This window comes from Asaia sp. BMEF1 (assembly GCF_051628905.1).
GTDB lineage: Bacteria > Pseudomonadota > Alphaproteobacteria > Acetobacterales > Acetobacteraceae > Asaia.
Genome location: NZ_CP157575.1, coordinates 3,201,359 through 3,214,074, shown reverse-complemented (window position 1 = coordinate 3,214,074; position 12,716 = coordinate 3,201,359). Strand labels below are relative to the sequence as shown.

Sequence of the window (12,716 nt, the reverse complement as noted above, 5' to 3'; positions counted from 1 at the left end):
AGAGTCGGCATGCATCAGAACACAGAACGTAACGTTATTCCTGCTCCCAAGCGTCAGCGTGTCGTTGCCGCAATGATGGCGAGCAGCTTTCTGCTCCTGAGCGGCTGCTCGATCTTTTCCAACAAGGAAGAGGTCAAGGCGCCTAAAGTAGCGAGTGCCGAAACACTGTATAATTACGGTATCGATGCTCTGCATTCGAAGCGCTATACGCTGGCGAGCGGCGAGTTCGAACTGCTGCAGCAGAATTATCCGTATTCCGGCTATGTCGGCAATGCGGAGCTGATGGAAGGCTATGCCTACTACCTGCAGGGCGAGTACGCGCTCTCGGTCCAGCAGCTCGAACGCTACCTGCTTCTGCATCCAACCAGCCCTGACGCTGCCTATGCCTATTATCTGCGCGCGCTTTGCTATTACGAGCAGATTGCCGAAGTCCAGCGCGACCAGCAGGGAACCGTGGAAGCCCTGAACGCGCTCGAAGAAGTGGTCACGCGCTTCCCGCAGACGGCTTATGCACGCGACGCCCAGCTCAAGATCGATCTCTGCCGCGACCATCTGGCCGGCAAGGAAATGCTCGTCGGGCGCTACTACCAGCAGCAGCACAATTATGAAGCCGCTCTCGGGCGTTATCAGCGCGTCGTGGCCGACTTCCAGACGACGAACCATGTCGCCGAAGCGCTGGAACGCATCGTCGAAGTCGATCTGGAAATCGGCATGATCGATGAAGCCCGCAAGGCGACCTCGGTGCTTGGGTATAACTACCCCAACAGCCAGTGGTATCGTTACAGCTACAACCTGCTGCGCAATCGCAACCTTCTGCCCGAAAACAGCAAGCCCCCCGGTTCCGACAAGCGCGGCTTCTTCGGGCGTGTCTGGCATTCGGTTTTCTGATCCGAAACAAGGCTTTCCGCTGGTGTCGCGCGTTGTCACCAGCGAAATCTTCGTGCCGATTTTTCAGGATCCCGCCTCATGCTGACTCACCTCTCGATACGCGACGTGGTTCTTATCGAGAGGCTGGACCTGCCTTTTCATCCGGGTCTGACAGTCCTGACGGGCGAAACCGGGGCGGGCAAGTCCATTCTTCTGGACTCTCTGGGGCTGACACTTGGTGACCGCGCCAGTGGCGGCCTTGTAAGAGCCGGGGCCGATCAGGCTGCGGTATCCGCCTGTTTCGACATACCAGACGGGCATCCGGTCCATCAGCTTCTTGCCGAACAAGGCATCGCGCTGGACGACCCGCACGAACCCGTTGTGCTGCGGCGCACCGTCACGGCCGATGCGCGCTCGCGCGCATACGTCAACGATCAGCCGATCGGCGTCGGACTTCTGCGACGCATCGCCGCCCTTCTGGTCGAGATACAGGGCCAGCATGACCAGATGGGTCTCGCCGATCAGGCAACGCATCTCGATCTCCTCGATGCTTTTGGTGTTGAGCGTACCACGCGCGAGGCCGTCGCCCACAGCTATCGTCGCTGGATAGAGGCCACTGCAGCCTTGGCCGCCGCGCAATCCGAAATGGAAGCGACACGACGCGAGGAAGACTGGCTGAGGCAGGCCGTCGACGACCTTGGCGTTCTTGCGCCACAGGAAGACGAGGAAGAGCAGCTGGCCGCCCTGCGCATCGGGTTGCAGCAGGGCGAGAGGCGCGGCGAAGCCATTGCCGCCGCTCTGGCAGAACTCACCCCGCGCGACCGTCGCTCTGCCGCCCCCGCCGCCGCACTTCGTAGCGCCAGCCGCACGCTGGCGCGGCTTCTGCCCGCACCGGGCGAAGAGAACGCGCCGAGTTCGGCCCAGCAGCAACAGGCTCAGGAAGCCTTGGTCGCGCTCGAAAAAGCTGAGGAGGCCTTGGCAGAGGCCGAAACCCTGCTCTCCCGTCTTGCTGCCGACGCCGACACCGATCCGCGCCTGCTGGAAGAGACGGAGGAACGGCTTTTCGCTCTGCGCGCAGCGGGCCGCAAACATGGCGTAGCGGTGAACGAACTCGCGTCTCTGCTGACCAGTCTTCAGGCCCGGCTAGAAGCTCTGGATTCAGGCAATGCCCGGATCGAGCAGCTTCAGGCCGAGACGCAGGCGGCGCGTGAGGTTTTCGCTGCCGAGGCCGAGAAGCTGAGCGCCATTCGGGAGCGCGCCGCCCGTCGTCTCGAAACCGCCGTCATGGCCGAGCTCAAACCGGTCAGGCTGGAACGCGCCCGGTTCATCGTTTCGCTAACGCCGCTCGAACCCGAGGCCTGGAATTTGCGCGGCAAGGAACAGGCGTCTTTTCTCATCGCCGCCAATCCGGGCCAGCCCCCCGGCCCTCTCGCCAAAGTGGCCTCGGGCGGCGAGCTGTCCCGCCTGATGCTCGCACTCAAGGTCGTGCTGGCCGAACGCTCGGCCATTCCGACGCTGGTTTTCGATGAGGTCGATTCCGGCGTAGGCGGGGCGACGGCGTCCTCCATCGGCGATCGTCTGCATCGTGTGGCGCGCGATGTGCAGGTTCTCGTTGTCACCCACAGCCCTCAAGTGGCGGCCCGCGGCGACCAGCATCTGCGCATCAGCAAACGGATACGCAAGGAACGCACCGAGACCCTGGCCGAAAAACTCTCGGCCGACGAACGCCGCGAGGAGATCGCACGTATGCTCGCCGGTGAAACCATTACCGATGCCGCCCGTACAGCCGCAGACAGTCTTTTGGAACAGGAATAATGGACGACACGACTGCCGGGAAACATGCCGACGAACATGCCCGGCTTTCCGCCCTCATCGCACGCTGGAATCTCGCTTATCACCAGAACGATGCGCCAGAAGTAACGGATAGGGAATATGACAGCACACGACGCGCGCTGATCGCGCTCGAAGACGCCCATCCCGACCTCAAGGCGCAGGGCAGCGTCATCGACCAGGTCGGGGCCACGCCCGACTCCGCTTTCGGCAAGCAGGCCCATCGCGTGCCGATGCTCTCGCTCGATAATGTCTTCACGACAGAAGAATTCGAGGCTTTCGTTTCCAAGGCCGCCCGCTTTCTTGGCCTCGACAGCAAGGCGGCGGATGCTCTGGCTTTTGTGGCTGAGCCCAAGATCGACGGGCTTTCGATCAATCTGACCTACCACCATGGCAAGCTTTTGCGCGGCTCGACACGCGGTGACGGTCTGGTAGGCGAAGATGTGACGGCCAATCTGCTGACCATTGCAGAGGTCCCGCGCGAACTCTCTGGCGATGCGCCGGAAGAAATCGAGATACGTGGCGAGATCTTCATGGCGAAAGCCGATTTTCTCGTGCTGAACGAGACAATGCTCGCGCAGGGGCAAAAGCCTTTCGCCAATCCGCGCAATGCCGCCGCAGGCTCTCTACGGCAGCTCGACCCGGCGGTCACGGCGCGGCGCCCGCTTTCGCTTTTCGCCTATGCCCAGGGCCATGCCAGCGCGCGCTGCGCCGCAACGCATTGGGCCTATCTGGAAAAGCTGCGTGGATGGGGATTCGTCGTCAATCCGCTCTCCAAAGCGATTGCGCATGCCAGTGAGATTCCTGCTTATATCGAGACATTGGCGCGCGATCGGGCCTCCTTGCCCTATGATATCGATGGCGTGGTTTTCAAACTCGACGATCTCGATCTTCAGACGCGGCTCGGTTTTGCCGGGCGTGCGCCGCGCTGGGCCATCGCCTGGAAATTCCCGTCCGAGCAGGCCATCACGAGGCTGGAAAAGATCGAGATCCAGGTTGGACGCACCGGCGCCCTGACCCCCACTGCGCATCTCGAACCCGTGAATGTAGGCGGGGTGATCGTCTCCCGCGCCACCTTGCATAACGAAGACGAAATCGCCCGCAAGGACGTACGACCCGGCGATCTGGTGCGCGTGCAGCGTGCGGGGGATGTCATTCCGCAGATTCTCGGCCCAGTGCCGGAAGACAAGCCGCGTGGTCCTGCTTTCGTCTTCCCGACGACCTGCCCGGTCTGTCACTCCCTGACCGAACGCCCCGAAGGTGAAGCCGTGCGCCGATGCACAGGCGGCCTCACCTGCGAGGCGCAGGTCGTCGAGAGACTGATTCATTTCGTGTCACGTCAGGCTTTCGACATCGACGGTCTGGGCGAACGCTCGATCCGCGAATTTCATGAAATCGGCCTCATCGACAAACCGGGCGATATCTTCCGCCTGCATGAAAAAGCGGATGTGATCAGGGCACGCGAGGGCTGGGGCGAGACCTCGACCCGCAACCTGCTGCGCGCCATCGAGCAACGACGCAGCATCGCCTTCAGCCGCTTTTTGTTCGGTCTGGGTATAAGGCGCATCGGCGAGCGCAACGCGCAGCTTCTCGCACGGCATTATCAGACTTACGAGGCGTGGTTCGACGCCATGAGAGCCGCCAGCCTGATCGGTTCGGATGACCGGCTGGCTCTTGGCAGCATCATGGGTATCGGTGAAAGCATCGTGGCCGATCTTCTCGCCTTTTTCGCCGAACCGCATAATCTCGCAACACTGACAGATCTGCGGCGCGAGTTGACGATTGAGATCGAATCACGCCCCGAGGAAGGTCCGCTTTCGGGCAAGACCATCGTTTTCACCGGCACGCTGCACAGCATGACCCGCCCCGAGGCGAAGGCGATTGCCGAGCGCCTGGGCGCACAGGTAAGCGATTCAGTCTCGAAGAAAACAGGGCTGGTCGTTCTGGGCGAAAAAGCCGGATCGAAAGCAAAAAAAGCCGCCGAACTCGGTCTCGAAACCTGCGATGAGGCGGGCTGGCGTGAAATCGCTGGCTTGCCTCCCGCGAATTAAAGCGCAGATACTGGAATATGGGGCGCAACGCGTATAATATTGAGGCTCCTGTTTCCAAGCCCCCCTTTCTTGAGGAGCCACGCGCGTGACGTTGCTGCTTCTGGGCCTCGCGGCCATGGTGGCAGCGATTGCCGTCTCCATACTGATCTCGTTGTCAGAAATATCGTTCGCTGCCGCGCGCGATATTCGCCTGCGCGCGCTCGCCGACCAGGGCGATCCTCGTGCCTCTTCTTTCCTGAAGCTTCGGCGCAATAGCGGTCAGGTCATCACCGTTCTGCAGATCTGCCTCAACGCAGTAGGTGTGCTGGGCGGCGTGATTTCGAGCGAATTGCTGACCCCGGCCTTCAGCGCGGCATTGATCGAAGCGGGGCTGACACCCGGCTTTGCAGGCAAGGTCGCGGCAAGTCTTGCCTTCGTCGTCGTAACCGGGCTCTTCGTGCTTTTTGCCGATCTGCTGCCAAAGCGGATCGCCCTGAACAATCCCGACCGCGTGGCGCTCAAGGTAAGCTGGTTTCTGACCGGGGCATTGCGCGTGCTTTATCCGGCAGTCTGGGTGTTTTCGATCATTTCCGACTGGCTGCTGAGCCTGCTGCGTATTCCCGCCGCCTCTGCTGTCGACCCTGTCACACCGGAAGACCTCAATGCCATGCTGGCGGCAGGAACGGCCTCTGGCGCATTGCAGGAAAAAGAGCATCAGCTCATCCAGAACGTGCTGGCCCTGCAGGATCGCTCGGTCACATCGGCCATGACCCCGCGTGACGAGATTGTCTTTCTCGACGTGCAGGAGAGCCTCGAATCCCAGCGTGACAAAGTGCGTATACGCCCTTATTCGCGCTATCCGCTCTGCGATGGCGGGCTCGATCATGTTATCGGGTCGATACGTGCAGAAGACGTTCTCGTCGCGGTCGTCGATGAAGTCCCCCCCAATGCCGACCCCTCCCAGCCGATCAGCAACCAGATCTTCCGTATGCGGCGCGATACGCTCTCTCTGCCCGATACGCTGAATTTGTGGGACACACTGGCACAGTTCGACTCCCACGGTGCCGGTTTCGCCCTGATCGTCAATGAATACGGTCTGGTTGTCGGTCTGATTACCTTCAAGGACATTATGGGCGCGCTCATGGACGGACTCGCCAGCCCCTTCGAGGAGCAGGCGATCGTGCGTCGCGACGCCAATTCCTGGCTTATCGATGGCGCCGCCCCCATAGGCGACGTCTTTCGCGAGCTCGATATCGATCTCGACGCGGAGCGCGACCTCTTTCACACGATTGGCGGATTCGTTATGCATCGTCTGCGCCGCATGGCCCGCAAGGCGGACCGCGTGGAAGCTGCCGGTTATCGCTTCGAAGTTGTCGACGTGGACGGGTTCCGCATCAACCAGTTGCTCGTGTCACGTATGGTGCCAGGGGATGGCACTGGTTTCTGAAGCGTATCTGACAAAGGATTTCAGAACCCACGCAAACGTGTTGCGCGCTTGACCTGACCGACCATCGGGGCGTTCTTCGACAGGAAGTCAGTTTTCTGGATGGAGCCGAATGACCGAGAGGGTTGAGACGCGCATACGCTGGTGGCCACGCCCCGGCGATCTGCCCAACCCCCCTTTTTCTCCCGGCTGGATCGGTTTTTCACTTCGAAGCTGGGCGGCTATCTGCCTTGCCCTGGCCACCGCTTTCTGGGCGCAACTCGACGCGCCTGCCGGTGCCGCAGTCACGGTCATGATCATTACCCAACCGCTGCGTGGACAGGCTCTCTCCAAAGCCCTGTATCGACTGATCGGCACCGCGCTCGGCGTCGCCGCCTCGATCCTGCTGATTGCGTGCTTCAGCCAGGATCGCGGCATGATGCTTGGGGGCTGTGCCCTCTGGCTTGCGGGATGCACCTATATCGGCTCGCTGGAGCGGCATTTTCGCTCCTATGGCGCGTTGCTCGCCGGCTATACCATCGCGCTTGTCGCCATCAATGTCGTCGATACGCCGCAGAATGTCTTCGATGTCGCCCTTTCCCGCGCGAGTTGCGTGGCCATCGGCATTGCCTCGGTCGCCTTCGTGAATATGCTCACCGGCTCTCCCAAGGCGTGGCAGAAACTGGCCGACGGGCTTGAGGCCCGCGCGCGGCAGATACGCGAGTTTGGTCGACACGCGGTTCAGGGCGAAAGCGTGGCGGACGCGATGGAAACGACTGCACTTGCGGGCGATATCCTTTCGCTCTCAGCCCAGATTACCTATGCCAAGACCGAAATCGACCGCTCGACCCGCCGTACCGCCGGAGCCCGTCTCGCCATAATCGGCATGTTGACCGTGCTCGGTTCGGGGCGCTCCATCGCGCATATCCTGCGCACCAAAAACGTGTCGGCTCTGGCGCGGCGTCACGTTCTGGCGTGGCACGAATTGCGTGAGGATCACAGCGATCGCTTCGAGACTGTCGGCTCGCTGATAGAAGCGATGCGCGAAGAGCAAGCGGATTACCATCCCGATGCCACGGACGCGCATTATCTCGAGCGCGCCGCCGTGCTGCTGAGCAATCGTCTGCATATCTCGACCGGCATCGACACGCTGCAATATGCCACCCCTGCGGGCGACGCGCTCAAGCTCGCACAAATCGCCCAACACCCCGATCATGTTGCGGCTTTCATCAATGCCCTGCGTGTGCTGCTGGGTTTCTCGATTACCGCCGGGCTCTGTATTGCGAGCGGTCAGCCCGCCTCAATGGCGGCACTATCTCAGGCTGCGCTCATCCTCACCCTTGCCTCGACGGCGCTGGATACCTCAAAATTCGGTATGGGGGCGATATTGGGCCTGACACTGGCCGTGTTTGTCGCCGTCATCATGAATTATTTCATCCTGCCGCATATCGCCGCCTTCGGGGCGCTGGCACTGGTTTTTCTGCCTCATACGATCTTTGCCTGCGTCATGCTCATGAATGCGCGCACGAGCGCGATCGGCTTTAATTACGGCGCGTTTTTCCCGATCATTCTGGGTTTGAGCAATCATCAGGATTATGATCCGCTCGCTTTCATCTCGCGCAATATCTTCTACCTGATTTCAGGTGTGATCTCCTTCATTATCCTGGTCCTGCTCTTCCCGCCGACACCGCGCAGCAGACGCTTTCGTATTGCGGCTTCGATCGGCCAGGACCTCGAAGCCCAGCTCAGAGGCCGAGGCAAACCGGCTGGGGCCGCCCTGCTCAGCAAGAAATACGATCGCCTGGTGCAATTGCTGACCTGGACGAAACAGCTTCACGCCCACCCTGCCAACAGGCAGGGCGCCGATCGCCCGGTCAATCGTCACGTCTTCAATCGTCTGGTCACGCTCGAAGATCTCGCCACCACACTGGCGCGTGTGCGCCATTATCTGCGTGAGGCTGATCGATGCGCCTGTCTCAATGGGCTTGCGGGCGAGGCACGACATCTGGTGAGTTCAGCGTCTTTTCCGACACTCGCTCTCGCCCTGCCGCGACTGAGCGCCGCTTTCCTCGCCATCGCTCAGAACGCGACTCCGAAAGAACGCGCCGTCGCCATACTTTGTGCCGGCAGTCTGGAGGCAGTTCGCTCGACACTCGCTGATAATCGCTCGACGCTCATGCATTTCGGATTAGGGCGCTCACGATGGTAGCGCTGTCATCCAAGAGCCTTCCCGGTCGCACTACCCCGGGCGGAGAGACGCGCTGTGAGTGAGGTGATCGATCTTGAGGGGGTGCTTGTCTCGGCGTTTGTCGCCAATCTCTTTCTGGCGTTACTGACGCTCGCGCTCATACGCTGGTGCTTCGGCAGACTCAATCTCTGGCGGTTTTTCTGGAATCCACCCCTCGCCCAGTTTGGCCTACTCGTCTGCCTGCTCGGGCTCTATACTTGGCTCATGTGAAAGATTCCCGATCGTGCTCGCTCGCGCCTCACGCCTGATCAGATGGCTGATCACCCTGTCGATCCTCGTCGTAGCAGGGATCGTTATCGTCATTCTGTGGGATTATTATACCGCCGCTCCCTGGACCCGTAACGGGCAGGTGCGCGCCCAAGTGGTCAATATGGCGCCGCGCGTTTCAGGCGAGATCATCGATGTGCGCGTGCATGACAATGAATTCGTGCATCGCGGCGACGTGCTCTATGTCATCGACCCCTTCGATTTCAAAGTACGTGTCGCAACCGCCGAGGCCAACCTTGCCGAGCGAAAAGCCGATCTGGATTTCCGTATCTCCCAATATCAGCGCCGACGCATCATCCCGGGCGTTGCAGTTTCGGCGGAAGAAAAGCAGCAATTCTCTGCTGCTGCCGCTCAGGCCCGTGCGCAATATGATGCGGCGGCGGCCGCCTTACGGCAGGCGCGCATCGACCTCGATCGCACCATCGTCCATAGCTCGCTGGATGGCTATGTCACCAATTTGCTGATGCGGCCCGGTGATTTCGCGACGGCGGGGCATGTCAATATCCAGATCATCGATTCAGCCTCCTATTGGGTAGACGGCTATTTCGAGGAAACCAAAATCCATAATATCGAAATTGGCGACCCGGTGCGTATGGATCTGATGGGCGGGCACCACCCGGTCTTCGGCCATGTCGAAAGCATCACACGCGGCATTTCAAGCATGAACGCCACTACCGCGACGCAAGGTCTGCCTTCGGTCGACCCGGTTTATACATGGGTACGTCTGGCGCAGCGCATTCCCGTGCGGGTCCACATCGACCAGCTCCCACCCGACCTGCATCTGGCGGCCGGCATGACCGCTACCGTCACCATCGTGGCTGAAAACGGTCATAGGCGACATATGTCAGCGAAAGATGCCCTGCATCATTTCGGAGACGACATGCGCCATGTTATCGGTCACTGAGACACGCGGAGCTTCTTCTCATGACCTCTTCATTGCCTGCAGTGCCTCGTCGCGCCCTGCTCGTTATCGACGTGCAAAATGATTTTATGCCAGGGGGCGCACTCGCCGTGCCCGGCGGCGATCTGATCCTGCCCGCTGTCAATGCGCTTTTAACGCAGAATTTCGACGTCCGCATCGCCAGCAGGGATTGGCACCCCGAGAACCATGTTTCCTTCGTGCCGCAGGGGGGAGATTGGCCGGTTCATTGCGTGGCCGGGACGCAGGGCGCTGATTTTTCACCGCGTCTCGATCAGAGCCGCCTCAGCCACATCGTGCATAAGGGGCTCGATCCGGCATGCGATTCCTATTCCGCCTTTTTCGATAATGACCAGCGTCACTCCACGGGGCTCGATGCGCTACTGCGGGGGCTGGGCGTCGAGAGTGTCACGATCTGCGGGCTGGCGCTCGATTTCTGCGTCGCGGCTACGGCACGAGACGCGCGCAAGCTGGGCTTCGACACCGTCATCAAACGGGCTGCGTGCCGGGGAATTGCCGCAGACGATACGATCTGTCTGAGCGATCTCGGGGCTCTTGGCATAAAGATCGATGCGACGTGATTTTCCCTGTCTGGGTCGGTTCGCTACGACGATCCATAAAATTGCGAGACAAACGCCCTGGTCATGATGGGTTGACCGTCACCCACCCTCTCACAGTATGAAGCCGCGTCTCCGCAAAAAAACGGTTAGGGCTATTTTCCTGCTCCATCGCTGGCTCGGCATCACGCTCGGATCGATGATGTGCGTCTGGTGCCTCTCCGGCTTCGTGATGCTCTGGAAAGCCTGGCCACAACCCGATGAGATGCGGGCAGGTCTGGCACATGAACGCGTCCAGCTCGACACTGCGGGCGTTCTGCCGCCACTGGAAGGGTCTTACCGGTCGTTCAGGATCGTCATGGCTGGAGCCATCCCTGTCCTCCAGACCACCCGCGACACAGGTGCTGCAAGGAGCTTCGATCTCCGCACCGGAAAGGCTCTGTCTCTCTCACCCGACGACCTTGAAAACGAAGCCGCTCGTTATGCTGGTCCGGGGCGAGTTTCGGTGCGTTTCGAGGGTCTGCGTGATCATGATCAATGGATTCTCAACACCAAAGGTCATCAATCGGGGTTTTACCGCTACGCCTTCGATGACCCTCAAAAGAGCCTCGTCTATCTTTCGCCTGTAAACGGGGATGTCGTTCAGGCAACAACAGAAGCGACCCGTTTCTGGTCATGGCTCGGCGCGATACCGCACTGGCTCTATCCATCTCTTCTCAAACGCCACCAGAGGCTTTGGGTAAATACGCTGATCATCCTCTCCGGTGCTGGCATCATCCTCACCTCGCTGGGGCTCTGGATCGGCTGGCGACGCCTTGGGGCGGGGCGGCAGATCTCGCCCTATAGGGGGACGCATTTCCTGCATCATGTTACCGGTCTGATTTTCGGCCTCATGCTGCTTTCCTGGATCACAACCGGGTTTTTGAGCATGAACCCTGCGGGCCTGTTTGCGCCTGGCCCTGCACCGGGCTGGGTGACGCGCCTCAACAGGGCCGTTACGTCAACCGAACTCGAGGCCCTTTTAGAGACGCTGCGCGCGCATCCTGAAAGCCGGTTTCGCGACATCCGACTGAGCGCCTGGGGCGACAAAGCCTTCATTGCCGTGATTGATGACGAGGGGAAACGCCTGACGCTCGATCCAGCTCTGTCTCCTCTCCCCCTGACGGTTGAGCCCCTCAAGCAGGCTCTTGGAAGGGACGGTATCGCCGCCAGTGTGGCCGTTCTCGAACATGACGATTCCTATTATTTCTCTACCCGCCATCTCAAACGCCCCTTCCCTGTGTTTCGCGTGACGGGTGACGATGGGGTGAGGCTTTATCTGGATGCGCGATGCGGTGCGCAACTTCTGGTCGCAGAAGCGGGCGCCAAAGGGTCACGCTGGTTCATCTACGGGCCGCACGACCTCAATTTCTTCGGCTGGCTGCGCACGCCTCTTGCCCGCCTGCTGATCCGGCTACCCCTGCTTCTCGGCGTGAGCGCCATCTGCCTCACCGGTCTCTGTCTGGGAATCATGCGGCTCCGTTTCCGTATCACAACGACGCGCACCAAGCGGCGCAAGCAAGACAGGTCGGGCACCTCAGGCTAGAAGTGCAGCATGAGCCGCAGCCCGAATCCCTCCCAGAAAAATCTTCCTCTCGGCGTGCTGTGCGGGGCCGGGGCCGGGGCCTTATGGGGGTTGGTCTTTCTCGCGCCAGAACTCGCGCGCGATTTTCTCCCGCTCGATCTCGCTGCCGGGCGCTATCTGGCTTACGGGCTAATCTCGCTGGGCCTCATCGGCACAAGACTGCCAAGTTTATGCCGCAGCCTGCACGGGCGAGACTGGCATGGGCTCTTCTGGCTCTCTTTTTTCGGCAACAGCTTCTATTACGTCATGCTCTCTATGGCCGTGCAGAAAGGCGGCATCGCCCTGACCTCGCTTGTGATCGGGTTCATGCCCGTCGCGGTGACAATCATCGGCAGCCGCGACAAGGATGCACCACCCTTTCTGAAACTGGCCCCATCGCTGTTTTTTTGCATGATTGGCGCCTTCTGCATCGGTTGGCAGGCCCTTTTTCATGTCGGGCCAGTATCGGGCGCTGCAGGTTCGAGCGGCCTCCTCGGCCTGTTCTGCGCCTGTGCGGCGCTGGCTTCATGGACGGGTTTTGCTGTGGGCAACAGCCGGGCTCTGGCACGCCTCCAGCATGTTTCGGCACATGACTGGAATTTGCTGACAGGGCTCATGACCGGCGCTCAGGCGATCGTCATGCTGCCGCTGGCTTTTCTGATAGACCAGAATACCCATGGCCTGGCCGCCTGCGAGCGTTTTGCCGCAGTCTCCATCGGCGTTGCCGTCATCGCTTCTCTCTGCGGTAACGCGCTGTGGAACCGCATGAGCCGCCTGCTGCCGCTCACCTTGACGGGTCAGATGATCCTGTTCGAAACGCTCTTTGCACTGCTTTACGGCTTTCTGTGGGACCGGCGAATGCCCCATCCGCTGGAAATAGCCTCATTCGTCTTTATCGTGGCGAGCGTTCTGTGCTGCGTGGCGGCACATCGCAAACCGGCAGCGCAAGCGTTGGACAACCAAACCTCGTAA

10 protein-coding genes are annotated in these 12,716 nt (G+C 60.5%); all 10 read left to right on the top strand.

Annotated features, from left to right (window positions below; genetic code table 11):
- Nucleotides 1-72 precede the first annotated feature (72 nt).
- Nucleotides 73-888: an outer membrane protein assembly factor BamD gene (locus ABHV46_RS14360; RefSeq protein ID WP_408870626.1), complete on the top strand. Its 816-nt coding sequence runs from the start codon at nucleotides 73-75 to the stop codon at nucleotides 886-888.
- 78 nt (nucleotides 889-966) lie between these two features.
- Nucleotides 967-2,682 (top strand): DNA repair protein RecN, encoded by a 1,716-nt coding sequence (recN, locus tag ABHV46_RS14355; RefSeq protein WP_438382033.1) that lies wholly within the window; start codon nucleotides 967-969, stop codon nucleotides 2,680-2,682.
- The gene (gene ligA, locus ABHV46_RS14350) at nucleotides 2,682-4,748 is read left to right on the top strand and encodes an NAD-dependent DNA ligase LigA (RefSeq protein ID WP_438382032.1); all 2,067 of its coding nucleotides are present in this window, start codon (nucleotides 2,682-2,684) and stop codon (nucleotides 4,746-4,748) included. Before recN ends, ligA begins: the two co-directional genes overlap by 1 nt.
- A 115-nt stretch (nucleotides 4,749-4,863) precedes the next feature.
- The gene (locus ABHV46_RS14345; protein WP_438384432.1) at nucleotides 4,864-6,174 is read left to right on the top strand and encodes a hemolysin family protein; all 1,311 of its coding nucleotides are present in this window, start codon (nucleotides 4,864-4,866) and stop codon (nucleotides 6,172-6,174) included.
- 109 nt (nucleotides 6,175-6,283) lie between these two features.
- On the top strand, nucleotides 6,284-8,359 hold the full coding sequence (locus ABHV46_RS14340) for an FUSC family protein (RefSeq protein WP_438382031.1): 2,076 nt from the start codon (nucleotides 6,284-6,286) through the stop codon (nucleotides 8,357-8,359).
- 54 nt (nucleotides 8,360-8,413) lie between these two features.
- The gene (locus ABHV46_RS14335; RefSeq protein ID WP_025841986.1) at nucleotides 8,414-8,608 is read left to right on the top strand and encodes a DUF1656 domain-containing protein; all 195 of its coding nucleotides are present in this window, start codon (nucleotides 8,414-8,416) and stop codon (nucleotides 8,606-8,608) included.
- Between the two features lie 13 nt (nucleotides 8,609-8,621).
- Nucleotides 8,622-9,569: an HlyD family efflux transporter periplasmic adaptor subunit gene (locus ABHV46_RS14330; protein WP_438382030.1), complete on the top strand. Its 948-nt coding sequence runs from the start codon at nucleotides 8,622-8,624 to the stop codon at nucleotides 9,567-9,569.
- A 20-nt stretch (nucleotides 9,570-9,589) separates the two neighbouring features.
- Nucleotides 9,590-10,165 (top strand): nicotinamidase, encoded by a 576-nt coding sequence (locus ABHV46_RS14325; protein WP_438382029.1) that lies wholly within the window; start codon nucleotides 9,590-9,592, stop codon nucleotides 10,163-10,165.
- 97 nt (nucleotides 10,166-10,262) lie between these two features.
- Complete coding sequence (locus tag ABHV46_RS14320; protein ID WP_438382028.1) at nucleotides 10,263-11,726, top strand: PepSY domain-containing protein; 1,464 nt, start codon at nucleotides 10,263-10,265, stop codon at nucleotides 11,724-11,726.
- A gap of 9 nt (nucleotides 11,727-11,735) precedes the next feature.
- On the top strand, nucleotides 11,736-12,716 hold the full coding sequence (locus ABHV46_RS14315; RefSeq protein ID WP_438382027.1) for a DMT family transporter: 981 nt from the start codon (nucleotides 11,736-11,738) through the stop codon (nucleotides 12,714-12,716).